At 55.2% G+C, this 25,209-nt stretch carries 22 protein-coding genes and 1 tRNA gene; 18 read left to right on the top strand and 5 right to left on the bottom strand.

Features of this window, described 5'->3' with window-relative positions:
- Window positions 1-74: 74 nt before the first annotated feature.
- Complete coding sequence (gene arfA / locus ABC336_RS04785) at window positions 75-1,586, bottom strand: arabinosylfuranosidase ArfA (RefSeq protein WP_413237585.1); 1,512 nt, start codon at window positions 1,584-1,586, stop codon at window positions 75-77.
- Between the two features lie 234 nt (window positions 1,587-1,820).
- Between arfA and ABC336_RS04780 the strand changes: the two genes are divergently transcribed.
- On the top strand, window positions 1,821-3,020 hold the full coding sequence (locus ABC336_RS04780; protein ID WP_413237584.1) for a methyl-accepting chemotaxis protein: 1,200 nt from the start codon (window positions 1,821-1,823) through the stop codon (window positions 3,018-3,020).
- Window positions 3,021-3,104: 84 nt separating this feature from the next.
- Here ABC336_RS04780 and ABC336_RS04775 read toward each other — a convergent pair whose 3' ends face one another.
- Window positions 3,105-3,980 carry a LysR family transcriptional regulator gene (locus ABC336_RS04775; RefSeq protein WP_413237583.1) on the bottom strand — a complete coding sequence of 292 codons (876 nt, stop codon included), beginning with the start codon at window positions 3,978-3,980 and terminating at the stop codon, window positions 3,105-3,107.
- A 189-nt stretch (window positions 3,981-4,169) separates the two neighbouring features.
- Between ABC336_RS04775 and ABC336_RS04770 the strand changes: the two genes are divergently transcribed.
- The 13 genes from ABC336_RS04770 (at window position 4,170) to ABC336_RS04710 (ending at window position 18,108) form a co-directional block, all read left to right on the top strand.
- On the top strand, window positions 4,170-5,156 hold the full coding sequence (locus ABC336_RS04770; RefSeq protein WP_413237582.1) for a phosphate ABC transporter substrate-binding protein PstS family protein: 987 nt from the start codon (window positions 4,170-4,172) through the stop codon (window positions 5,154-5,156).
- A gap of 83 nt (window positions 5,157-5,239) precedes the next feature.
- The gene (gene pstC, locus ABC336_RS04765) at window positions 5,240-6,154 is read left to right on the top strand and encodes a phosphate ABC transporter permease subunit PstC (RefSeq protein WP_413237581.1); all 915 of its coding nucleotides are present in this window, start codon (window positions 5,240-5,242) and stop codon (window positions 6,152-6,154) included.
- Window positions 6,151-7,038 carry a phosphate ABC transporter permease PstA gene (gene pstA, locus ABC336_RS04760; protein WP_413237580.1) on the top strand — a complete coding sequence of 296 codons (888 nt, stop codon included), beginning with the start codon at window positions 6,151-6,153 and terminating at the stop codon, window positions 7,036-7,038. Before pstC ends, pstA begins: the two co-directional genes overlap by 4 nt.
- Window positions 7,039-7,062: 24 nt before the next feature.
- Window positions 7,063-7,821, top strand: a complete 759-nt coding sequence (gene pstB / locus ABC336_RS04755; RefSeq protein ID WP_413237579.1) for a phosphate ABC transporter ATP-binding protein PstB — start codon at window positions 7,063-7,065, stop codon at window positions 7,819-7,821.
- A gap of 29 nt (window positions 7,822-7,850) precedes the next feature.
- On the top strand, window positions 7,851-8,606 hold the full coding sequence (gene pstB / locus ABC336_RS04750) for a phosphate ABC transporter ATP-binding protein PstB (RefSeq protein ID WP_413237578.1): 756 nt from the start codon (window positions 7,851-7,853) through the stop codon (window positions 8,604-8,606).
- 43 nt (window positions 8,607-8,649) lie between these two features.
- Entirely contained in the window at window positions 8,650-9,309 is a 660-nt protein-coding gene (gene phoU / locus ABC336_RS04745) for a phosphate signaling complex protein PhoU (RefSeq protein WP_413242438.1), read from the top strand.
- Between the two features lie 88 nt (window positions 9,310-9,397).
- Window positions 9,398-10,897, top strand: a complete 1,500-nt coding sequence (locus ABC336_RS04740) for a GGDEF domain-containing protein (protein WP_413237577.1) — start codon at window positions 9,398-9,400, stop codon at window positions 10,895-10,897.
- A complete protein-coding gene (locus tag ABC336_RS04735; protein WP_413237576.1) occupies window positions 10,894-12,081 on the top strand; it encodes an EAL domain-containing protein in 1,188 nt (395 codons plus the stop codon). The genes ABC336_RS04740 and ABC336_RS04735 overlap by 4 nt, the downstream gene beginning before the upstream one ends.
- A 196-nt stretch (window positions 12,082-12,277) precedes the next feature.
- Window positions 12,278-14,935: a DNA polymerase I gene (gene polA, locus ABC336_RS04730; RefSeq protein WP_413237575.1), complete on the top strand. Its 2,658-nt coding sequence runs from the start codon at window positions 12,278-12,280 to the stop codon at window positions 14,933-14,935.
- A gap of 39 nt (window positions 14,936-14,974) precedes the next feature.
- Window positions 14,975-15,886 carry a DNA-formamidopyrimidine glycosylase gene (gene mutM / locus ABC336_RS04725; protein WP_413237574.1) on the top strand — a complete coding sequence of 304 codons (912 nt, stop codon included), beginning with the start codon at window positions 14,975-14,977 and terminating at the stop codon, window positions 15,884-15,886.
- Window positions 15,887-16,193: 307 nt separating this feature from the next.
- Window positions 16,194-16,916, top strand: coding sequence for an MntP/YtaF family protein (locus ABC336_RS04720; RefSeq protein WP_413237573.1), 723 nt, complete (start codon window positions 16,194-16,196; stop codon window positions 16,914-16,916).
- Window positions 16,917-16,948: 32 nt separating this feature from the next.
- Window positions 16,949-17,548 carry a dephospho-CoA kinase gene (coaE, locus tag ABC336_RS04715; RefSeq protein ID WP_413237572.1) on the top strand — a complete coding sequence of 200 codons (600 nt, stop codon included), beginning with the start codon at window positions 16,949-16,951 and terminating at the stop codon, window positions 17,546-17,548.
- On the top strand, window positions 17,545-18,108 hold the full coding sequence (locus ABC336_RS04710; protein ID WP_413237571.1) for a lytic transglycosylase domain-containing protein: 564 nt from the start codon (window positions 17,545-17,547) through the stop codon (window positions 18,106-18,108). Before coaE ends, ABC336_RS04710 begins: the two co-directional genes overlap by 4 nt.
- A gap of 115 nt (window positions 18,109-18,223) precedes the next feature.
- Here ABC336_RS04710 and ABC336_RS04705 read toward each other — a convergent pair whose 3' ends face one another.
- Window positions 18,224-18,442 carry an alpha/beta-type small acid-soluble spore protein gene (locus ABC336_RS04705; RefSeq protein WP_413237570.1) on the bottom strand — a complete coding sequence of 73 codons (219 nt, stop codon included), beginning with the start codon at window positions 18,440-18,442 and terminating at the stop codon, window positions 18,224-18,226.
- Between the two features lie 117 nt (window positions 18,443-18,559).
- On the opposite strand from ABC336_RS04705, the gene nrdR reads away from it, so the two are divergent.
- Window positions 18,560-19,039, top strand: a complete 480-nt coding sequence (gene nrdR / locus ABC336_RS04700) for a transcriptional regulator NrdR (RefSeq protein WP_020620600.1) — start codon at window positions 18,560-18,562, stop codon at window positions 19,037-19,039.
- Window positions 19,040-19,419: 380 nt separating this feature from the next.
- Window positions 19,420-20,568 (top strand): S-layer homology domain-containing protein, encoded by a 1,149-nt coding sequence (locus ABC336_RS04695; protein WP_413237569.1) that lies wholly within the window; start codon window positions 19,420-19,422, stop codon window positions 20,566-20,568.
- 202 nt (window positions 20,569-20,770) lie between these two features.
- On the opposite strand, the gene ABC336_RS04690 is transcribed toward ABC336_RS04695, so the two are convergent.
- Window positions 20,771-22,195, bottom strand: coding sequence for a M56 family metallopeptidase (locus ABC336_RS04690; protein ID WP_413237568.1), 1,425 nt, complete (start codon window positions 22,193-22,195; stop codon window positions 20,771-20,773).
- Between the two features lie 3 nt (window positions 22,196-22,198).
- Window positions 22,199-22,573 (bottom strand): BlaI/MecI/CopY family transcriptional regulator, encoded by a 375-nt coding sequence (locus tag ABC336_RS04685; RefSeq protein WP_413237567.1) that lies wholly within the window; start codon window positions 22,571-22,573, stop codon window positions 22,199-22,201.
- 254 nt (window positions 22,574-22,827) lie between these two features.
- Between ABC336_RS04685 and ABC336_RS04680 the strand changes: the two genes are divergently transcribed.
- Window positions 22,828-22,900, top strand: a tRNA-Ala gene (locus ABC336_RS04680).
- A gap of 991 nt (window positions 22,901-23,891) precedes the next feature.
- Window positions 23,892-25,205, top strand: a complete 1,314-nt coding sequence (locus ABC336_RS04675) for an ABC transporter substrate-binding protein (protein ID WP_413237566.1) — start codon at window positions 23,892-23,894, stop codon at window positions 25,203-25,205.
- Window positions 25,206-25,209 lie beyond the last annotated feature (4 nt).

Raw genomic sequence — 25,209 nt, 5'->3', positions numbered from 1 at the left:
TTTTTAAAAAACCCGTCTTCGTTATCCTTACAGGATACAAAGGCGGGTTTTGTTGTTAGATGTAAAAAAATGAGTTAGGCCTTCAGCTTCAGGCGGATCACATTCCACGAAGCTTTGCCGAGCGAAGCGGTCACACTGCCCTCTTCGACAGCAGCTGTGCCGCGGTTATGCGGTTTGACATGATCCGGCTGCTGTTCGGTATTGACCGCCTTCAGATCGTCATGCTCAAGGACGATATGTTCGATCAGTGTGCAGGCGCCGAAGCTCCGCAGATCGACGCTGAGCGGCAGTGATTCTTCGAGATGACGGTTCACCGCGAAGATCGTGATCTCCTGCTTATCTTCATTATGCACAGCGATGGCTTCCAGATAAGGAACATCGGTGATTTCCTTGGTATCGTACTTTGGCGAATGAATCAGCGGAACCAGCGCTTTGCCGCGGCCGTACACGGATGCATGCAGGTAAGGATAGTAGATCGTCTGCTTCCAGGCTCCGCCGCCGTTTGCTGTCATAATCGGCGCGATGACGTTGACGAGCTGGGCCATGCAGGCCATCTTGACCCGGTCGGCACGCTTCAGCAGGCTGATGATCATGCAGCCGACGAGCAGCGCATCCTCGTGGTTGTACACATCCTCGAGCTGCGGCGGCGCGACCTGCCAAGGATCCAGCTTGCTGTCATGCTCATGCGAGTGATACCAGACGTTCCACTCGTCGAAGGAGAGCATCATATCTTTCTTGCTGCGCTTCTTGGCTTTGATGTAATCACTGGTCGAGATGACCGTATGGATAAATTGATCCATCTGAACCGAACGCGCCAGGAAGGTCGGCGTATCCTGACTGCCGTTGCCGTAGTACTGATGCAGCGAGATGTATTCAACATGATCATAGGTGTGGTCAAGCACGGTGGCTTCCCACTCGGGGAATGTCTTCATGCCGATGTTGGAGCTGCCGCAGGCGACGAGCTCGATCGTCGGATCAACCCATTTCATAACTTTTGCAGTCTCGACAGCAACTCGGCCGTATTCCTCAGCTGTTTTGTGGCCGATCTGCCATGGGCCATCCATCTCATTGCCCAAACACCAGGTCTTGATGTTGTGCGGATCCTTATAGCCGTGCTTGGCGCGGAGATCGCTAAGGTAAGTGCCTGAAGGATGGTTGGTATACTCGAGCAGTTCCCGAGCCTCGTCCGGCCCCCGAGTCCCCAGGTTGACCGCCATCATCGCCTCAGTGCCCGCCTTGCGGCACCAGTCCAGGAACTCGTTGGTTCCGAATGTATTGGGTTCAATCGTCCGCCACGCCAACTCCAGTCGGCGCTTCCGCTCATGGACGGGGCCCACGCCATCCTCCCAGTTATAGCCGGACACGAAGTTGCCGCCAGGATAGCGGACGATCGGCACCTGCAGCGCCTGGATCAACTCCAGCACATCCTGACGGAAGCCATCTTCATTTGCAGAAGGGTGGTCGGGCTCATAGATGCCGCCGTATACGGCCCGGCCGAGATGCTCGATGAAGGAGCCGTAAATGCGTTTGTCGATCTCGCCGATGACGAAGTCTTTGTCTACGATCATAGAAGCTTTGTTTGCCATGTGGAAGTACCTCCAATTGATTAATTAAAATGTTAATCGGTGTATATCTTTATTAATCATATACCTATTTAACCATGAAGTCTTGTTGAAAACAAGATGAAAATCGCCATTCATATGGGTCTCCCGAACCAAATTTAACGTCTCGTTTACAAGAATCTGCAGTTGGGATAATAGGAGGCGGCTACAGTTAGAAGAGTGAATGAGCACTGTAATGTGGATAAAGGGGGAAAAAACATGCTTAGCGTGACCGCCAAACCCATGGAACCGACTGTACGGGATGATAAAGATGAGAAAAGACCGTTGCCAGTGGAGCAGAACAATCGCCGGCAGGTGATGCCGGGCACAGCGGACTCCGTGATCCGCCGGTTCGTTCGTCAAAGTCCAATCGTATCTCCACTATATACTTGCCGAGAAGTAGCAGGGGTATTCGATCAATATCCGGATGCTGAATGCATCACAGTATCGTCGGAGGACGGGGAGCCAGCGGGCCTGGTCATGCGGGATCGCTTCTTCCGGCAGCTAAGCCGCCGCTTCGGAACGGAACTCTATTATGACCGGCCGATTACCTGCCTCATGACAGAGGGGCCGCTCTGTGTCGATATCGCCTCTCCGGCGCAGCAGCTGATCGAAGAAGCCCTCTCCAGAGAGGACAAAACCTTGTATGACTGTGTGCTGGTAACGGACCAGAGCCGGATCGCAGGCATCCTGACCGTCTCCGATCTGCTGGGCATCTCGCGTGTGCTGCAGCGGCAGGCAACCCAATCTCAGGCCCAGACCATCGAAGGTGCGGAAGCGCGTGTGCAGGAGATCAACCAGGTGGTTGTGGCCGTGCGGACCTCGGCAGAGCAAGGGGACGAGCTGTCCGAGCATATGGTCGATCTGACTTTGCAGGGCAAGCAGCAGCTCGATCAGGTGAAGCGCGCGTTCCAGAGCTTGTCTGAACAGACCAATGCTCAGGAGAGTCAGGCGCTGGAGCTGCAGGCTCGTGCAGGAGAGATCGGCAGCGTCTCGCGGGTCATCCGGGAGCTCGCCGATCAATGCAATCTGCTGGCGGTCAATGCCACCATCGAAGCAGCGCGCGCCGGCGAGCACGGCCGAGGCTTCGCTGTCGTCGCTGACGAAGTCCGGAGTCTGGCTACCCAGACCAAAAAATCCGCGGAAGAGATCAGCGGGATGATCCAGGCGATCTTGGATGCCGTGCTGCAAACCGTCAAGCTGGTGCATAGCGCAAGGTCAGAATCCCAGGCGAGCGCGGCTTACGTCGATCAGGCTGCGGATCTGTTCCAGAGGCTGTTCATTGCCGCTGCGGACAATCAGAAAAGCAGCAAGGAGATGACGGGACTGTCCATCCAAGCGCATGAGCAATCCTCCCGTGTTATTCGCGAGATGGAGCAGCTGCTGGCGGAGATAACGGATAATAAGCGGAGTGAATGAAGTTACATATATCGTGCACACAAATCGCGCCGGCATCCTGTCGGCGCGATTGCTGATATCGTCGTAGAAGCGGGGGTGCTGCGCTTACCCTTGACGCAGCCGCTCTATCGTCTGACTGAGAAGGGGAAGATTCCAATGCTGCTTGGGCGAGTGAACGTAGAGCTTCCAGTGCGGTGCCCGTCCTGGCAAGGACAGTCTGCGCATACCGGGTTCATCCTCGGCGATCGCGGCTGCCGGGAGGATGGCGAAGCCGCGGCCGCGCCTGATCGTCTGGGTGAGCAGAGCGCAGCGATCGGTGCGGAGATGAGGCAGCAGGGAGATGCCTTGCTCGGCTTCCCAGACCATGACCGTTTCTGTCACTGAACGGTCCTCCAGCATGAGATATGGATAGGCAGTCAGATGGACGCCGACGAGCGGGCCTTCGAGGTGCACGAGCGGATGGCTGTCGGAGACAAACAGCGCGAGCGGCATCTCCATCAGCGTCAGACTCTGATAGCGGCTTGGCTCCTGAGCGCTCTGGCCGCTCAGGAGCAGATCAAGACGGCCTTCGCCAAGCATATCGATCAGAAGATCGTGATCGCCGGTGCGGATATGATAAAAACTGTCCTCCGTGGCTCCCCCTTCTGTCAGCCATGGCGCCTCCGCCAGCATGCCCAGCGACGTATCGGTACAGCCGATCGTCAAGCTGCCCCGGCCATGACCGCTCATCTCCTGTACACGCATGACGGCTTCATCACAGCTGGCGACGATCCGCTGCGCATAGTGATGGACCAGTCTGCCGGCCTCCGTGAGGATGATCTTGCCGGCTTTGTACTCGAACAGCTTGATGCCCCACTCTTCTTCCATCTTCTTCATATGAAAGCTGATCGTCGGCTGTTTCATCCCCAGATGCTCGGCAACCGCCGTCGCTTTTTTATAACGTTCAATGAGGACAAGCATACGGAATTTTAAAATGTTCATCACATTCACCGCCTGAATCGGTAATATCATAGAACTATTCTATGGCAGCGCCATGCATTATGCAATTATTCGAATGAATTTTGTTTTTGCGTTAACATTTCGAAGATATGAATTTAATGACGGAATTCTATACTTTGTCTTGTAAAGCAAACTATTATCATGTGGAAAACGGAAGGGGAACCCAAAGAAATGAAAAAGAGCTTACTGTTGATTATGACGCTGGTCCTGTCAATCACTCTGGCGGCATGCGGAGGCACCAACACGACCAACAATGGTACAAACCCTGGCACGAATAACACACAAGGCGGCACGAACAACGGCGGGAACACGGGTGCAAACAATACGTCTGAGGAAGAGCCTGCTGCGGAACTGGAAGGCTCGATCCTGGCGGTCGGCTCGTCGGCCATGGCACCGCTCGTAGAGCAAGCTTCCATCAAGTTCATGGACATGCCTGAATATAGCAAGGTTACCGTTCTGGTACAAGCCGGCGGCAGCGGCACCGGCCTGACGCAAGTATCCGAGGGACAATCCGACATCGGCAACTCCGATATCTTCGCTGAAGAGAAGTTCGTAGACGACGAAGCACCAAAAGCAGAAGAACTGGTCGATCATCAAGTAGCCGTTGTAGCTATGGCTGCCGTCGTCAACCCGGCTGTTGGCGTAGAGGACCTGACTCAGGCTCAACTGGTACAGATCTTCAAAGGCGAGGTCTCCAACTGGTCGGAAGTAGGCGGCGTGGATCAAGAAATCGTCATCGTCAACCGTCCTTCCAGCTCCGGTACGCGCAAAACGTTTGAAACGTATGCGCTGGGCGAAGCTTCCCCTGACCTGCCAGGTCAGATCCAAGAAGAATCGTCCGGTAACGTAAGAAAGCTCGTGGCTGAAACGCCTGGCGCCATCGGCTACCTGGCTCTTTCATACCTGGATGACTCCATCACTGCACTGAACTATGAAGGTATCGAACCAAACGAAGAGAACGTAACCAATGGCACTTACCCGATCTGGGCATACCAGCACATGTATACAAAGGGTGAGCCAAACGAAGTGGTTCAAGCGTTTCTGGACTTCATGCTCTCTGACGAAGTACAAACGAACGATGTTGTTGAGCTTGGCTACATCCCGGCTTCCGCGATGACGATCGTCCGTGATGTTGAAGGCAACGTTTCGCAGAAGTAAGCTGCGCCCAGGCAAACTGCATAAGCTTTGTACGGAACTAAAACCGATGAAGAGGTGGAGTTAATCTGCCTCTTTATCGGCGTGTGAAGGAGAGGGTCACCCTGGATCACCCCAAGGAGAAAGTAAGCAAGCAGCATCTGACCGAAGAATGGGTCGGCAAGATATATACCTGGCTATGTATCATCGTTCTTATCATAACCATCTTTTCCATGGTTTATTTCGTCGCCTCCCGCGGCATGACCACCTTCTTCAGAGGTGTCAATGTGTGGGATTTCATCACAGGTGTCAGCTGGCAGCCGGACGCCAAACCGCCGATCTTCGGTGCGCTGCCGTTCATCTTCGGCTCCTTCAGCACGTCTATTATGGCGGCGCTGATCGCAGCGCCGCTTGGGTTTTGCGCGGCTATCTTCATGACAGAGATCATGCCCAAGTACGGCCGTCGCTATCTGCAGCCGGTAGTCGAGCTGCTGGCCGGCATTCCGTCCGTCGTCTATGGCTTCGTCGGCCTTAGCGTCATCGTCCCTTTCCTGCGCGATATGTTTCCCGGACAAGGTGTCGGATTGGCTGCGGGTTCGCTGGTCCTCTCCATTATGATCTTGCCGACGATTACGACGATCGCTACCGATGCGTTGTCGGCACTGCCAGGCGGTTTGAAAGAAGGAGCGTATGCCCTTGGTGCGACACGCTGGCAGACGATCTACCGGATCGTGCTGCCGACCACCTTTCCTGCCCTGATGACGGGGGTGGTCCTTGGCATCTCGCGCGCTTTCGGAGAAGCGCTGGCCGTGCAGATGGTGATCGGCAACGCGCCGTTCCTGCCAAGATCCCTGTTCGACTCGACGTCGACGCTGACCAGTGTCATCACGCTGAGCATGGGCAACACGGTCATGGGCTCTCCCCACAATAATGCGCTGTGGACACTTGCTCTTATTTTGATGCTGATGACCTTTGTGTTCGTATTTATCGTCAGATGGCTGGAAGGGAGGACCAAGGTATGAGTGCAAAGCTAGCCAATCGGATCGCTACCATTGTCATTATCGCGGTAGCCATTTTTATCGTTGCGATTCTGGCCGGGCTGCTCGGCTATATTCTGATCCGTGGTCTCGGCCATGTCAGCTGGGACTTTCTGACCTCGGTTCCACAGACGATCCGTGCCGGCGGCGGGATCGGCCCGCAGCTGTTCAACTCGATTTTCCTGCTCGTGCTGACGCTGCTCATTACCGTACCGCTGGGAGTGGGTGCAGGCATCTATATGAGCGAGTATGCCAAAGCCAACCGGTTTACGGATTTTATCCGTCTGGTCGTCGAGGTGCTCTCCTCGTTCCCGTCGATCGTCGTCGGTTTATTCGGCCTGCTCGTTCTGGTTCATTATTTCGGTTTGGGCTACTCCTTGTTTGCAGGCGCGCTGGCATTGACCGTGTTCAATCTGCCGCTGATGGTCCGCATCACGGAGCAGGCGATCCGCGCCGTACCCAAAGAGCAGAAGGAAGCGAGTCTGGCGCTCGGCCTGTCCCGGTGGAAGACGATTACTTCGATCATGCTGCCGATCGCGATGCCGAACATCCTGACAGGCACGATCCTGGCTTCCGGGCGCGTATTCGGCGAAGCGGCAGCGCTGCTGTTCACTGCCGGCATGAGCTCGCCGAGGCTGGATTTTACCAACTGGAATCCGTTCAGCCCGACTTCCCCGCTTAATCCTTTCCGTCCGGCTGAGACACTGGCGGTGCATATATGGAAGATCAATAGTGAAGGGTTGGCCCCCGACGCCGCCCAGATCGCAGCGGGCGCTTCGGCCGTGCTCGTCATCGTCGTTCTGTTATTCAACTTTACGGCCCGCTTCATCGGCGGTTATATCCATCGCAAGTTTACAGCCAGCAGATAATGCGGGGGAGTGGAGGAGGCAGAGATGCAAAACACAGATTTATATGTACGTGATCTAAGTGTTTATTATGGCAAAAAGCAAGCTGTCAAGAATATCAATCTGGACTTTGCGGCCAAGGAAGTAACGGCGTTGATCGGCCCGTCGGGCTGCGGCAAGTCAACCTTCTTGCGCAGTCTGAACCGGATGAACGACCTGATCGGCGATGCCCGCATCACCGGGGAGATCTGGATCGAGAATAACAATATCAACGACCCGTCCGTCGATGTGGTGCTGCTGCGCCAAAAGATCGGCATGGTCTGGCAGCGGCCCAACCCCTTCCACAAATCGATCTATGAGAACATCGCTTTCGGGCCGCGTTATCACGGCATCAAGAACAAAAAAGAGCTCGACGGCATCGTCGAGAACTCGCTGCGCAAAGCGGCGCTCTGGGAGGAGACGAAGGACAGGCTGCATCAGTCTGCGCTCTCGCTCTCAGGCGGTCAGCAGCAGCGTCTGTGCATCGCCCGGTCGCTGGCGGTCAAGCCGAAGATCATCCTGATGGATGAGCCGGCTTCGGCGCTGGATCCGGTCTCGACGTCCAAGATCGAGGAGCTGATCGCCGAGCTCAAGCAGGATTACTGCATCATCATCGTCACGCACAACATGCACCAGGCAGCCCGGATCTCGGACAAAACAGCCTTCTTCTTCATGGGCGAGCTGGTCGAGTTCGACGATACGCAGAAGATGTTTACGAATCCTGCCAAGAAACAGACGGATGACTACATCTCCGGCCGCTTCGGTTAACGCCAATGGACACGATGAGAGGTGAGAAAATGCAGACCAAATACGAAATCAAAGACCTGAAGCTGTATTATGGGGAGTTCATGGCGCTTAAGGGACTCAACTTCGATATACCGGAAAAGTCGATCACGGCTTTGATCGGTCCATCAGGCTGCGGCAAATCCACGTTTTTGCGGACGCTGAACCGGATGAACGATATGATCGCGGGGACGCGCGTGGAAGGCCAGATCCTGCTGTCCGGAAGCAATATCTATGCCCAGGAAACGGATGTCGAGCAGCTGCGCAAACGCGTGGGGATGGTATTCCAGCAGCCCAATCCTTTTCCGAAGTCAATCTATGAGAATGTTGCGTTCGGTCCAAGGCTGCACCAAAAGCTGGACCGCAAGCAACTGAATGAAGTAGTCGAACGGAGTCTGCGCGGCGCCTCGCTCTGGGACGAGGTCAAAGACGACCTGAACAAAAGCGCAATGGGACTCTCAGGCGGTCAGCAGCAGCGACTCTGTATCGCCAGGGCACTCGCTGTTGACCCGGATGTACTGCTGATGGATGAGTCGACCTCGGCGCTTGACCCGATCTCGACGCTGAAGATTGAGGAATTGGCGCAGGAGTTGAAGCAAAAGTACACGATCGTCATGGTGACGCACAATATGCACCAGGCGGCCCGCGTATCGGACCGGACGGTCTTCTTCCTGAATGGTGAAGTCATCGAGGCGGACCAGACGGGGCAGTTGTTCTCCAACCCGTCCGACAAGCGGACGGAAGAATATATTACGGGTCGGTTCGGCTAAGAGCTGAGCTATCCGTCCCCAAACGAAAGGTGGCCTATCTATGATGACGATTCGCAAGGAGTTCGACCTGGGGCTCCAGGAGCTGCACAACCTGATCGTAGAGCTCGGCGGGCGGGTGGAGCAGGCGCTCAGCGAAGCGATGATCGCGCTGCAGGAAGTGGATGTCGTCAAGGCAAAAGCGATCATCCGCCAGGATCCGGAGCTCAATAATCTGGAGGACCGCATCACCGAGATCGGCTCCAAGCTGATCGCGACTCAGCAGCCGGTCGCCAAGGATCTGCGGATCATCCTGTCGGCCTTCAAGATCGCCAGCGATCTGGAGCGGATGGGCGACCTGGCGACGGACATCGCCAAAGTGGTCGTGCGCCTGGAGGGCCAGGAACTCATCAAACCGCTGATCGATCTGCCTCGCATGGCCGAGATCGCCCAGACGATGACCTATGAATCGATCCAGGCATTTATCCATGAGAATGTGGACCTGGCTTATAAAGTCGGCAGGGATGACGACAGCGTCGATGCGCTGTACAGCCAGATTATCCGCGAGCTGTTCTCCCTGATGATGGAGAATCCGACGACGATCTCGCAGTCTGTGCTGCTCAGCTTTGTCGGCCGGTACATCGAGCGGATCGCTGACCATGCGACCAACATCGGCGAGAGCGTCGTCTATCTGGTTACCGGCAAACGACCGGACCTCAACGTATAATCAATAACATCTGGAACTGTTTGTCCCCTTGCGGGGCAGACAGTTTTTTGAATGGTCAGAGGACAGCTCATCCGCGAGGGGATACGAGATGGAACAGACAGGGACCGGACTGATCAATCGGAAGCTGATCAAAGCAATCAACCGATGTCAAAGGCAGGGAGAGCGGCTAACGGTGCTGTATGCCGGCATAGACGAGAGCAGCGAGGCTGCGGTGCGGCTGCAGCGCTGGCTGCAAGGACACAAGCAGCTGCTGTGGTCGCAGCAGCTGGGAGAGGACTATTACGGATTCTTCCGCCAAGGCGCGGAGCGCTCAGCGGGATCGGCCTTCAGCAGTACCGACGAGCCGCCGCGGACGGCGGCAGACATCCTGGTCGAGGCGGCGGCTCAGGCTCTGGGCGATGCCGCGCCGGAGACGCTCATCCATGCTGTGCCGCTGCGGGCGGCAGATACCGATGACGGGACCGAGACGATGGTCTACCGGGCGATCAAGGAGGCGCAGCTGGCTGCAAGGGAGAGCCGCTTCTTGCCACGGAGCAAGGCGCAGCGTCGGAGTAGTGTGCGGTACGGGAGGCGGGTCAGGGACGGCCGGCGCGAGCCTGTGCCGGCACAGGGCGCCGCAGCGACCATCGGCGAGCTGGCCGTGCCGATCCCGAGCTTCCCCAGAGATACGGAAGTATCTGAGATTGCCCGCCTGATGAGTCAGGATGCGGGTATCCATAACGTTGTCATCGTCGATGGGCAGCGTCCCGTCGGGTTGGTCATGAAGGAGAAGCTGAATCAGCTGCTGGCGGGACAATACGGGATGCCTCTGTACTGGCGGCGGCCGGTGAGCCGGATCATGGACAGCGAGCTGCTCGTCATCGAGAGCAGCACCTCGGTCGAGGTGGCTTCACAGCGGGCGATGGCCCGGGACGATGCCAAGCTCTACGATGTGGTCACCGTCACCTGCGGGGGCAAGCTGCTCGGAGCGGCTTCGATCCGGGCGATGCTGGAGGCGGTCACGAGCCGTCGTACGGAAGCGGCAAGAACGGCTAATCCGCTCACCGGTCTGCCCGGCAACGAAGGTATCCAGCGCGAGCTTGCGCGGATGCTGGAGAGCGGCCGTCCGTTTAGCATCGTCTATGCCGATCTGGATTATTTCAAATGGTTCAACGACACGTTCGGCTTCCGCAAAGGGGACGACATGATCCGATTCACGGGAGAGCTGCTCCAAGCAGCGGAAGGTCCGCATGCGGAATGCTACCGCTTCGTCGGTCACATCGGCGGAGACGACTTCATCGTCCTGACGGATGATATGGAATGCCAACTCTGGTGTCACAGCCTGCTCCGGCAGTTCGACCTGGAGGTGCGGAGGTTCTACGGCGAGACGGAAGTGACAGAGGTGTCCGACCGTCACGGTCAGACGCTGGAGCGCGAGGGGGTCACGCTATCCCTTTCTCTGATGATGTGGGATGGTACTGAACCGGCTACGCCGGAATCGATCTCCGCGCTGGCCGCCCAGCTCAAGAAACGCGCCAAGTCCCAGCGCGGGAGTATATGTGTCGCAGAGTTCATACAAGCACAGCAGCACAGAGAGGAAGGCAGATGATGCAGCAGCGACAGGCGAATTACCAAGGGTACGAAGAGGACAGCCGGAGCGGGCTTCGATACGGTATCGTCTATTTGTCCTGGCATGGGACGGACGGAGGAGCGACGATCCCCGGGGAGCATTTCCATAGGAGTTGGAAGGGGTTTGCAGACCGGCATCTGCCGGAGCACCGGCTGGGCAGACGGGTTGCCGATCGAAGATGGGTGGCGGATGACCTGTACCTGCTGATGCCGATCGGGAGAGTGGAGGAGTGGATGCAGGAGGTGCAGGAGTTCCAGCTCGGTCTCCAGACCGCTTACCTCGCACACATCCATGAGCCCCAATCCGGGAGCTGGCTGCTGCATGTGGGGATGTCCGAGACGTTCGGCCCGGAGTCGCTGGCAGACCGGGAGCAGTGGTACCGTGCCGCCAAACAGGCGGTAATCGACGGTCAGGCCAGAGACAGCGTCGAGCTGAGCATGAGGCGGCGGGAGCTGCAGCGCATCCTCTCACATGGCTTGCTGTATCCGGTGTACCAGCCCATCTACCGGATAGGCGGCGGGATCCTGGGCTTCGAGGCGCTCTCGCGCTGTGAAGAGAGCCGTTGGTTTGACGGTCCGCTGGCGTTGTTTTCGTTCGCGGAGCGGGAGGGGGAGGTCTACAGCCTGGACAGGCTCGCCCGAGAGAAAGCAATCTCCGGCAGCACGGGGCTGGGAGAACGGCAGAAGATGTTTATTAACATCTCGGCGAATATTATGCAAGATCCTCATTTTACGCCGGGACAGACGCTGAGCCTGCTGCGGCAGCAGGGGCTCTCCCCCCGTCAGATCGTCTTCGAGGTGACGGAGCGCAGCTCGATCGAGGATTTCGAGACGGCCAAGAAGGTACTCTCCCACTATCGGAGCCAAGGGTATGAGATCGCCATCGATGATGCGGGGGCGGGTTATTCATCGCTGCAATCGATCGTGGAGCTGCGACCGGACTATATCAAGGTGGACCGTTCACTGATCCGGAGCATCCATGAGGATGAGATAAAAGAGCATATCTTGGAGACGTTCGTCGCTTTTGCGCGCAAGATGGGCATCCGGGTCATTGCCGAAGGCATCGAGCTGCCGGAGGAGCTGGCCAAGCTGGAAGCGATGGGCGTCGATTATGCACAGGGCTACCTGCTGGGCAGGCCTGCGCGGGATATCGGTGTCTGGTGAGGAAGAGACAAAGGATGAACAAGTTTTTCCGATATGCAGGGTGTGACTGCAGAGTGGGAAAGCTTGTTTTTTTGTGAGTGTTGGATTCCGGGGTCCCCGCAAAGTATCGGACATCGCTTCGAAGCCAAGGCTCCACTTTGCGGGGATATTTTGTGATATGATAGATGAAAGACATGTTAATGAGTGAGGTGCCTTGATGGATAAATGGATGTTGATCGACGGCAACAGTATCGCCTACCGCGCGTTCTTTGCGTTGCCGCCTTTGACCAATAGCGCCGGGCAGTATACGAACGCGGTGTTCGGCTTTACGACGATCCTGCTGAAGCTGATCGAGGAAGAGCAGCCGACGCATATCATGGTCGCGTTTGATGCCGGCAAGACGACGTTTCGCCATGAAGGCTATGCGGAGTATAAAGCCGGCCGCGAGAAGACGCCTTCGGAGCTGTCGGGCCAGTTCCCGCTGCTCAAGGATCTGCTCACGTCCTTTGGCGTCGCCCGCTTCGAGCTGGAAGGCTATGAGGCGGATGATATCATCGGCACGCTGACGCGGCTGGCGGATGAACAGGGGATCCCGGCGCTGGTCGTGAGCGGCGACAAGGATCTGCTGCAGCTCGCCTCGGAGCAGGTGACGGTGGCGCTGACGCGCAAAGGCGTCAGCGAGGTCGAGCGCTACGACCCGGTTGCGATCAAGGAGCGGTATGGCCTGGAGCCGCTGCAGATCATCGATCTGAAGGGGCTGATGGGGGATGCCTCGGACAACATCCCCGGCATCCCGGGCGTCGGCGAGAAGACAGCGCTCAAGCTGCTGCATGAATACGGCTCGGTAGAGGCGGTGCTCGAAGCCAGCGGCTCGCTCAAGGGGAAGATGAAGGAACGGGTCGAGACGCATCAGGAGGATGCGCGCATGAGCAAGCAGCTCGCGACGATCTACCGCGAGGTGCCGCTGGAGCAAGGACCCGAAGGCATGAAGTACGACGGCTATGATCCGGCCGTGCTCGGTCAGGCGCTGCGCAAGCTGGAGTTCCGGTCGCTGCTGGAACGGCTGGATCTGCCATCCTCCGCAGGAGACAGCGGCGAGGCAGTGGAGCTGCCGGAGCTTGAGGTGATCACGGCCGCGGGAGCGGCTGAGCTGCAGGCGTTGGAAGCGGCGCTCCCACAGATCGAGAGTCTGCTGGTCGAAGCGGTCGGCGAGAATCCTCATCATGCAGAGCTGCTGGCGGTCGCCTTCACAACGGGAGAGCAGGTGTATGTCGTCCCCGCAGAGCTGCTGGCGAGCGAGGAAGCGGCGGCGATCCGGGGCTGGATGGGAGATGCGGGGCGCGAGAAGCGGGGATATGATATGCACAAGTCCCAGCTCGCCCTGAGCTGGCGCGGCATCGAGCTGCGCGGCGTCAGCTTTGATGTGCAGCTGGCGGCGTATCTGCTCGATCCGACTGATCCCGATCACACGCTTAATGGGCTGACGCACCGTTACCGGCTGCCGGCCGTCCCAGCGGATGAGGACGTCTACGGCAAAGGCGCCAAGTTCAAAGTGCCGGAGCCGGAGACGCTGCATGCGCATATCGCCCGCAAGGCGCATTCAGTCTATGCCGTGATGCAGATCCAGCAGGAGGAGCTGGAGAAAAGCGGCATGCACAAGCTGTATTACGAGCTGGAGCTGCCGCTGTCCTCGATCCTGGCGGGTATGGAGAAGCAGGGGATCACCGTGCAGTCCGAGGAGCTCAGCAGGCTAGGCAGCGAGATCGAGAGCCGGATTGCCACCGCGATGCAAGAGGTCTACTCGCATGCAGGAACCGAATTCAACATCGGCTCTACGAAGCAGTTGGGAGAGATCCTGTTCGAGAAGCTGGGCCTGCCGGTCATCAAGAAGACCAAGACCGGTTATTCCACGGACGTGGATGTCCTGGACAAGCTGGAGCCGTATCACGGCATCATCCCGTCGATCCTGCATTACCGGCAGCTGACCAAGCTGCAGTCGACGTATATCGAGGGGCTGCTGAAGGAGATTCGCCAGGACACCGGCAAGGTGCATACGTACTTCCGGCAGACGATCGCGGCAACGGGACGGCTGAGCAGCCAGTTCCCCAATCTGCAGAACATCCCGATCCGTCTGGAGGAAGGCCGTAAGATCCGCAAAGCATTCGTGCCGTCGGAAGCCGGATGGTCGATCCTGGCGGCCGACTATTCGCAGATCGAGCTGCGGGTCCTGGCCCATATCTCCGGGGATGAAGGGCTGAAGGAAGCATTTATCCATAACATGGATATCCACACGAAGACGGCCATGGATGTGTTCGGCGTCAGCGAGAGCGAGGTTGACGGCAATATGCGTCGGCAGGCCAAGGCAGTCAACTTTGGCATCGTGTACGGGATCAGCGATTTTGGCTTGTCGCAGAACCTCAATATTACCCGCAAAGAAGCGCAGCGTTTCATCGATCAGTACTTCGATGCGTTCCAGGGCGTGCGTGCTTATATGGACAATATCGTCCAGCAGGCGCGCAATGACGGCTACGTGACGACGCTGCTCGAGCGGCGGCGTTATCTGCCGGAGATCAAGGCATCCAACTTCAACGTCCGCTCGTTCGCGGAGCGCACGGCGATGAACACGCCGATCCAGGGGACGGCGGCGGATATCATCAAGCTGGCGATGGTGCGGATGGACGAACAATTGCGCACGCGCAAGCTGCGCAGCCGGATGCTCCTGCAGGTGCATGACGAACTTGTCTTCGAAGTGCCGCAGGAGGAGCTGGAGACGATGCAGGAGCTGGTGCCTCAGGTGATGGAATCGGCCATCGAGCTGGATGTGCCGCTGCGCGCGGATGTCAGCTTCGGTGCCAATTGGTATGAGACGAAATAAGGTGGTCTCGGTTATAATGGAAAAGGAGGTGTTGACAGCATGCCGGAATTGCCGGAGGTAGAGACCGTGCGGCGAACGCTGATCGAACTCGTCGCGGGAAAAACGATCGAGCGGGTCACAGTGCGGCTGCCGCGCATCATCCAGCGACCAGAGGAACCGGAGATCTTTGCCGGTGCGCTGGCAGGACGGACGATCGAGACCGTCGAGCGGCGGGGCAAATTCCTGCGTGTGATTATGGACGGGCTGGTGCTCGTCTCTCATCTGCGCATGGAAGGCCGCTACGGGCTGTTCCGCGAGGAGGAGCCGATCGAGAAGCACACACACGTCATATTTCATTTTACGGATGGCACCGCCTTGCGATATAAAGATGTCCGCCAGTTCGGCACGATGCATCTATTCGAACCCGGAGAGGAGTTCCTGCTCCCCCCGCTTAACCGTCTGGGCGTGGAGCCGTTCTCCGAAGCTTTTACATCTTCGGAGTTGAGGCGCATGCTCTCGCGGAAGAGCACGCGGATCAAGCCGCTGCTGCTCAATCAGGAATATGTCGTCGGTTTGGGGAATATCTATGTCGATGAAGCACTGTTCCTGGCCCGCATCCATCCGGAGCGGTCCGCTGACAGTCTGACACGACCGGAGTGGCAGCGGCTCCATGAGGCTATCGTCGTCACGCTCGGACAGGCCGTTGAAGCGGGCGGCTCTTCGATCAAGTCCTATGTGAACGGCCAAGGCGAGATGGGGATGTTCCAGCACAGCCTGTCCGTCTATGGACGGCAGGACCAGCCGTGCCCGAGCTGCGGGCGCAGTATCGTCAAGTTTGCGGTCATCGGCCGCGGTACGCATATCTGCGACCGCTGCCAGCGGGCGCCCCGCGGGGCGACAGCCGCTCCCAAGCGCCGGAAACAAGCGGGGGCCAAAGCAGGGACGAGCCGGACTGCCGAGACCACTTCGTAATCAAAAAAGTCCGCTTTTCAGCACCGAGAAGGTTGGAGGCAGGAGGAAGTGAGGAGCGTCCACGTTTTCGGTGAAAACGACTTCGGAAGCATTAGGCTACGTGAGCACCTAGGATGAAGCTTACGAAGCTAGTTTCCTTCGGAAACTCTTATTCGACTACATTCAAGATTCGATGTCGAGTTGGCTTCCCTGAACCACTTCGTGATCAAAAGCGGACGATGGATGCACTCCCGGTGGGCGCCTGCATATGATGTGTAACAGACATGGGCGCGCCTAAGCCGCGCCTACGTGAGGAGGGACACATCTCATGCTGGCGCATTTGGTATCGCTGATCCTGCTGGCCTGTGCTGTCAGTCTGGACGGATTTGGAGTCGGCGTCACCTACGGCCTGCGCAAAATCCGGATCCCGTTCTTGTCGATCCTGATCATCGCCGGCTGCTCCGGTCTAGTGATCGGTCTGTCCATGATCGCTGGACAGTGGCTGGCGGGTTACTTGCCGCCGGTGGTCGGTCAGTTCATCGGCGCGTTTATCCTGATCGGCATCGGGTTGTTCGCGATCATCCAATTCATCCGGCGGACGAACAGGGAGCCCGAGGATTCGTCTGTTGGGAATCGCGAACAAGATGTATTTGTGCGGGATGACGTTCCTACACATACGGACACTGCAATGCTGCCGGCTTTGTCGCCGTCGATGGTGATGATCGTCGAGCTCAAACGGCTCGGGATCGTCATCCACATCCTGCGCAAGCCCCAGGCGGCGGACATGGACCGCTCGGGCACGATCTCCGCTTCAGAGGCGGTACTGCTGGGCTGCGCATTATCGCTCGATGCGTTCGGAGCAGGCCTCGGAGCAGCCATGCTCGGCTTTTCGCCGCTCTGGACCTCGCTGCTGATCGCCGGGGCCAGCGGCAGTTTCCTGCTGATGGGGCTGCGCGTTGGTCTCCGGTTCGCAGCATCGGAGCGGATGCGCGCATTATCGCTGCTGCCGGGAGTCATCCTGATCTTGATGGGCATTCTAAAGTTGTTGTAGGCTGTAGAGTGAAAATGAGGTGAGTGAGACTAATGAAAATCGGATTGACCGGCGGCATCGCCTGCGGCAAAAGCACAGTCGCGGCGATGCTGGCGGCCCGCGGCGCCGCACTGACGGATGCGGATCAAGTCGCCAGGGAAGTGGTGATGCCGGGCGAGCCCGCGCTCGCAGCCGTCGTCCGGCAGTTCGGACAAGCCGTGCTCTCGGCGGATGGGACACTTGATCGTCCGGGGCTGGGCAAGCTGGTATTCGGCAACCGGGAGAGGTTGAAGGAGCTGGAAGCGATCCTTCACCCGGCTATCCGAGAGCGGATGCAGAGCCGGCTCCAGCAATATGAAGACGAGGACCCTGACCGACTGGCGGTGGCCGATGTACCGCTGCTATTCGAGACTGGACAAGCCGGGCTGTACGAAGGCGTGCTAGTGGTATACATACCCCAGCCCTTGCAGGTCGAGCGGCTGCTGGCGCGCTCCCCCGGGATGACGGAGGAAGAGGCGCTCTCGAGAATCGGGCTGCAGATGGATATCGAAGAGAAGCGCAGCAGGGCCGATTGGGTCATCGACAACAGCGGATCGCTCGAGGAGACGGAGCAGCAAGTGGAAGCCTTTATGCGGAAGGCGGTGAAACGGTGAGACGACTGATGCGTACAGTTGTACTGCTGGCGGTAGTTGTCGCTACCGTCGTGTTGTTCATCCGCTCGGATCGTATCGAACAGATGATGTATCCGATTCATTATCGGGAGGATATACGTGCCAGTGCAAGCAATTACAAGGTGGATCCATATCTGCTGGCGGCAATCATCCGCTCGGAGACCAACTACCAGACCGGGCGTGAGTCGTCCAAAGGCGCGCTGGGCATCATGCAGATCATGCCGGACACAGCCGACTGGATTATCGATCAAGCCAATTTTACTTCTGTGACCATGGATGACATCCATCATCGCGCGGATGTAAGCATCGAGATGGGGTCATGGTATATTCATTCCCTGAGCAAGCAATTCGATCAGAATACGATCGCGGCAGTGGCCGCGTACAACGCGGGTCCCGGCAATGTGAAGCGCTGGATGTCGGAGCAGGTGTGGGACGGCACCCTTGATCAATTGAGCGATGTTCCGTTCGGAGAGACGAGGCATTATGTGAAGCGCGTTTTTTATTACTATGAAAAGTATAAGTCCTTATATCCGACACTTTGACGGAAGGCAGGGACGTTCTATATAGAGTGAAATTGGCTAGCGTCCATTACACCAAAGAAAGCCTTGACCGGCTGACTTTCGGCAGTGGTCAAGGCTTTCGAATTAAGACTTAGTATTATTTGTATTGCCCGGCAAGGGATTGCTCAGCGATCTGTACCAGGCGGCGGGTAATATAACCCCCGATGGAACCCGCATCGCGAGTTGCCATATTGCCGTAGTATCCGTCTTGCGGAATAGCAATACCCAGCTCTTGCGCTACCTCGAATTTCATTTGGTCCAGCGCTGCTGTTGCTTGTGGTACGACCAGTTGGTTGCTGCTGCGGTTTTGGCTCATGTGTGTCACCTCCTTGCGGTTGGTAAAAGTATTATGTGCGATTTTCGTCTGATCATAACCGAGAATACATGGTAATTATTGTCCCCATACTTTAAGAGAACGGAGGGAATGACGAACATGAAATGTCCCTATTGCGATTATGCGGGTACCAAGGTGCTGGATTCCAGACCGGCCAACGAAAATAAATCGATCCGCAGACGGCGCGAATGCGAGCAGTGCAGCCGACGGTTCACGACCTTCGAGATGATCGAGGAGACGCCGCTTATCGTCATCAAGAAAGGCGGCAGCCGCGAAGAGTTCAGCCGCGATAAAATCCTGCGCGGGTTGATCCGAGCCTGCGAGAAGCGACCAGTCTCTATTGATCAGTTGGAGGTTATCGTCTCCGAGGTGGAGAAGGAGATTCGGACCACGGCACAGGCTGAGGTCGAGAGCTTCCAGATCGGCGAGCTGGTGATGGAGCAGCTGTACCCGATTGATGAAGTCGCTTACGTGCGCTTCGCCTCGGTATACCGGCAGTTCAAGGATATCAACATGTTCATGAAAGAGCTGACCGGTTTGCTATCCAAGCATCCGATGTCTGACAAGGACGGGCGGTAGCAGGGAGCGTTAATTTGTATTGGTCTGTAGACGTTCGAAACGAACATGAGGATGGTCGAAAAAACAGTGGCAGCGATGCCTCTGTTTTTTTGTCGTTAAGAATTTTGGTTGCTTCGGCAAGATGTGTCCGCTAACCGCTGGTTGTCAGCTGTGACACACCTTTCTTCCTCTATTTGCTGGCAAACCCGCCACGCGTCGACTGTAACGTACCGGGCATCGTCAGAGCCAGGGGATAGTCTTTAATAATTATTTTCAGGATGATAAACATACGATGCAAAATTAAACGAAAAAAAATTTGACAGCTGCTGGAAGGATGCGGTATGCTTTTATCAATTGGGTTAATGAGAATGATAATCAATTGAGGGTGGAGGGCTTTTATTTTGAATACGTACATAAAAACAACGGCTGCATCTGTAGCACTCATGGCTGTTCTGCTAACACCGGTGTCACCTGGGGCCGCGATTTCCGGTACAAATCAACAAGGACCTTCTATCGCATACGCGGCAGAGACAGGGCAGCAGCTGGCTGATGGTGTGTACAGCCTGGACTACACCTTCCTGAAGCACAATACCGACCAGGTCTCCGTCATGCAGGATTATGTCGTGACTCCGGGCAAGCTCATTGTGCAAAACGGCAAGTTGACGGTAGAAGTGACTCTAAAGCAGAGCAAGGAGATTATTGGGTTCAAAATCGACACTGGCAACGGGCTTGCGACACCGGAGACGGTAGTGGAGAACGAGCAAGCCAATACCCGAGTCGTCTCGTTTGAGGTTGACGATCTGAGTGAGAAGCTTGAGGGCTGGGTGAAGATCTACTGGCAGGTCAGTCCGACCTTCCTGTATGATCACGAGTACAAGGTAGAGCTGCAGCTGGATAAGGACTCAATCGAGGAATGGCAAGGGGAGCAGGAGCCTACAGAACCAGTGGACCCTGAGCCTGAGCAGCCCACCCAGCCGGAGCAGCCAGCGCCAGGGCCTGAAGAGCCTGTCGCACCTTCTCCTGATTTCACGGATCTGACGAATCATTGGGCAAAATCCGCGATCGAGCAAGCTGTGAGCAAGGGGATCGTCAATGGCTATGAGGATAACACCTTCCGTCCTAATGGACAGGTGAGCCGGGCGGAATTTGTGGCCATGCTGGGACGTGCGCTGCCAGCTAATGAGGAGCCATCTACGTATGCTAGCTTCTCGGATGAGCAGGACATACCGGCTTGGGTGGAGCCTTATCTTGCGCCAATTGCTGGAGCGGGCATCATCGGTGGTTACGAGGATGGCACGTTCCGACCAGCGCAGCGCATTACCCGTGCTGAGCTGGCAGTCATTATTGTCCGTGCGCACCAGCTCCAGACCACACCTGACGCTACATTGACCTTTGCAGACGCCGCGGACATTCCTGACTGGGCCAGAGCCGAAGTAGCCGCAGCTCATGCAGCTGGACTGATGAACGGACGAGAGGGCAATGTGTTTGCGCCGCATGTCCTTGCAACGCGTGCGGAGGCTGTGAGTTTAATTCTGTCCTTGTCTAATTAATTCTTATGTATAAACCATGATACAGGTGTAAATGCTGCATTTTACACCTGTTTGTCATGCATTTTTTTTGTGGCATGTCATAGAATAATGAACAGAAAACATATTCCCGCCAGTCGACAACGACACTATGAACGTTCGGGAAGAGCGTAAAAACACTGCCCAAGGGCAGTGTTTGAAGGACGGGTATGGAATGGTTAGCTACTTATTTCTCACTTGCGGGGACAGTTCTGACCTCATCGGTAGGTGGCGCCTCAGCAGGGATATTATCGGACTCAGAGACAAACGGTGGTTCAGAGATGGACACGTCTGGAACATTATCCACGCCTGTCTCATCAGCAGGGACAAGTAACGGCTTCTCCTCCGCTGGGACAGTTTCCGCTACACCTGGTGCAATCTCATATTGGTCCTGCGGCACGGGGCGGGCTTCCGTGACCCTATCTGGAGCTGGAATCTCTTCGTCCGAAACAGCATACAGTTCGCTTGGATAGTCATCAGCCACTTTGGATGCTGCGGGATAGAGCTCGATTGGAATGGTGTGAGCCTCCGACGCATCCGAAGGTGCGGGAAGAGGCTCCACCTTGGATGGCGCTGGATCAGTTACAGGTGACAGTTCGGCTGGAGCGGGTTCGATCGAAGGCGCATTGTCGGATGCCCAGACAGCCGCAGATGTGCCCAAGGCAGCGACGAGCAGGCCGGATCCGGCCAATAGAATGAGTGTCTTCTTTTTCATTTGTTTCACAGTCAGCATAAGGGTTAATCTCCTTTTTAGATGTTGGCCTTCAGAGGACAAGGAAGCACAAAATTGCGTGGGTACGGATCGTGAATCTGTCATCACACTCAGAATCGTCTGACCATAGCGTTTACGCTCACGATGGGACATGGTTTTGACCACTTGTTCATCGCACGCCAACTCGCTCCAGGTCTGGATTTCGCGGCGGAGCAAGTAGACCAGCGGGTTAAACCACTGTAGTGCAGTTACGCACAATACCGATGCCTTAATCCAGAGATCCTTGTGCTTCAGATGAATGAGTTCGTGATGGAGGACCATCCCCAGATCCATCTCCGCAGCCGCTTGTCGGGGGAGGTAGATTGTTGGACGCCATAAGCCTACCAGCAAAGGCGTGCGAATCAACTCGCTATAGGCGAGCCTGACCGGGCGCTTGAGCGAAAGAAACGTTTTGTAATGGGCTAGTTCTAATGAAGCATCACTATTAGGCGGCACGTCGGTGCCCGAACGTTCGAGCAAACGGACGAATCTCCGATATTGATAGATCTGCCAACTGATATAACTTAGCGCACCTACAGCCCACACGGTCAAGATAAGGGCAGCAGCAGATACGGGAATCGTAGTCGCGGACGAGCCTGCGGGTAGCAAAACCGCTCCAGTGTCAGGTGCGTCTGATGTGCTATGAGCCGCAGCGAACCAGGATGTCAAAAAGGGAGTCAGCCATTGAACAACGATTGCTAGCGGCACAAGATAGAAGAAGACAGCCAACTGGTTGAGTTTGTAGCGCCATAAGGCTGGCATATCCTGAACAGGAAGCAAACGCAGCAGCAAGCTGCAAGCCACGACCACGCTCCCGGCGACGGTTAACGACACGAGCCAGTCAAGAAGAAGAGTCATCATGGCCTACTTCTCCGAAAACCATTGCTTCAGCTCATTGATATCTTGCTTGGAAAGCTTGTCGCCGTCGTAAAGCGCCGAGATTAGGTTCTTTACAGAGCCTTGATACAAATCGTCCAGTACGTTCTGGGTTTCAGCCAGTTTGTACGCTTCTCTAGTGATGCGGGGGACGTACTTATTGGTACGGCCTTCTTTGGTTGTAGCCAGTGCGCCTTTCTCCACGAGCCGCGATAGGAACGTGGACATCGTCTGAGCCTTCCAGTCACGGCCTTTCTCTGCAAATTGGGTTAGCAGCTCGGTAGACGTCACCGGCGGATCGCTCGCCCAGATCGCCTCCATGAGCTCCATTTCTGTATCTGACAACTTATGAACCTGGTTCATTGCAGTACACCTCTTCTTCACGTTATGCGTCCATAACGATGGTATTACTACACTACGTAGTATTAACAATCTACTACATAATGTAGTAATAAGTCAAGCGAGGAGAAGGGGGATTAAGAGTGCCAGGGAAATGGCTGAAAAAGTTTATGAAAAGTGTTGACACACAAATCGAATTTATGATATTATCTATTCTGTTGCCACATAAACTTATGAACACGGAACGTAAGCTCCAGTTACATAAGATGTAGGAATACGGGGCCTTAGCTCAGCTGGGAGAGCGCATCGCTGGCAGCGATGAGGTCAGGGGTTCGATCCCCCTAGGCTCCATACGAACAAGAACGCCATCACAATCATGTGATGGCGTTTTTCGTATGGATTGCCTAGGGGGTGATGAACCCCGAGAAGGGGGTTCGCCCGCACGGACGGAGCGAAGCGGAGGAGTACGGCGTTTGAATCTACCGCTAAAAGTCCCCGTCGAATACGCTTCGTCAGCCATATAATCAAAGATTCATACATCCCCCTAGGCTCCATAGGTTCAAAAGTCTAAATTCCCTCCACATTTCAGCGCGTAATCAACGGCTAAGGAATTGGATTGTTCGGAGAATAATATATGTTCTATAATGAATCAACACCCTTTAAAAGGACGATTGATCCAAATCTGGAATGGGGAAATATTCAGGGGGCAAACAGATGGATATATCTGATCGACTCTTTATGTCAATTATAGTTTTTGTTTTGTTGGGGGGGGTCTGGATTGATGAGAATCTTTTTTCCTGAGTTTTCTTATCGAACCTCATCCACCAATTTATTGAAAAATAAACCAACTAAAAGAAATATCAAAAGTACTATAATAAGTAGTTATATATTATTATTTATTTCAATTATAATAGTAATACTAATTCTATTAGGGAAGATCCCTTCGTCCTAGGAATTTTATTTGAACAGGTTAATGAGGATACAATCGTTGTGCCACCGGTGCCCTTTCTTCACATACGTTAGGATCTTTGACCGCATAGCGCTTCGCCGTAATCAAAGATTTCTACATCCCCTAAACTCCATACACAAAAAAAGGCTGTCTCAAAAAGTCATCCCCAGATGACTTTCGGGACAGCCTTTTCGCCGATTCTTGCCCGCATAAGCTTCCGAATACTTTTGCAGCGTATTCAAATGGTTTCGAACATACACCTGTGCAAGATTTGACAACAAATGATGCAATGATATGAATTCAAATTTGAGCGAGCAAGCAGTATACTCAACGTGTAAGTGCTTTCAGCCAGTGCTTAACACAAACACAATGATGCTATAGGGGGTTTACGAAATGAAGAAAACGTCTTCGCTGCTATTAACCACTGTTCTTTGTTTGTCCGTTGTGCTCGGTGCCTGCAGTAGTAACACCAATACCAATACGAGTAATACGGGCACTCCGGGCAATCAAAATACGAGCAGCACCAATACGACTGGTGAAGAAGCACCGACACCGGTCAAGCTGAGCATCCTTGCCTGGAACAATGAAAAAGAAATGAAGCCCGTCCTGGACGGTTTCCAAGCGAAATATCCACATATCTCCTTCGATTTTCAGTTTGCTCCACCGGTTACAGATTACATAGCGAAACTGCAGACGATGCTGTTGTCTGATACGGCCCCTGATCTATTCATCATCGCTGCGGAAAATCGCAATGAGATTATCGATGGCGACTTCGCGCTAGATTTGACCGATGAGCCGTTCATGTCCGTTATGTTGGACAGCAACAAACCGATGGTTAGCAAAGATGGAAGAATCTACGCGTTCTCACAAGCAGGTTGGGCAGGCGGCTTATTTTATAACAAGAAATTATTTGAACAGGCCGGCATAACTGAATTGCCACAAACATGGGATGAATTCGTTCAAATGTCCTTGCAATTAAAGGATGCTGGCATTCTTCCGCTGTATGACAGAATGCATGATATTACCATTATTCATTCCGCAATGTTTGGTGCGAATGTACTATCGAAGGACCCAGCGTTTGACGAAAAGCTCTTTAATGGCGAGGCAACATTTTCGGAGGGCTGGACCGAAGTGTTAACGATGTGGAAAGAAGGGCTGATCGACAATGGCATTCTGTCCCCTGACATGATCGGTCTGACGAGTGAGCAAGTTATGAACGAGTTCGCTCTTGAGAACGTAGCTATGGTCCCTGGTGGCCCTTGGAACATCCCGACGATTGAGGAAATTAATCCGGATATCGAGTTCGAAATTATGGGGATCCCGGGTAAGGAGCCTGGCAACACGTATTACAACGGAGCGCCAGGTGTAGGCTTTGCCGTCAATAAGAAGACGCAACACAAAGAAGAGGCTTTGCTATTCCTTGAATACTTGACAACAACTGAAGGGTTGAAGGAGTTCGAAGAAGGTACGGGCGGCATCATAACGGTTCATGGCTATAATACTGAAGTACACCCAGCGTACGAACCGGCCTATAGAGATGGACTCATGGAAGGGCGAATTTACTTGCCGATGGTATCATGGAATCGCCACCAAGAAGCACTTCGACTCCAATTTCTAGTATCGTTCCAAGACATCGCGACCAACAAAATAACGCCGGAAGAAGCAACCGCATCCCTTGACAATAAATTGAAGGAAATGGATGAGTAATCAG

The sequence above is a fragment of the Paenibacillus jepli genome, from assembly GCF_047238105.1.
Classification (GTDB): domain Bacteria; phylum Bacillota; class Bacilli; order Paenibacillales; family Paenibacillaceae; genus Paenibacillus_D.
Note: the sequence above shows the minus strand (reverse complement) of the source record. Positions and strands in the feature narration are given on the sequence as shown.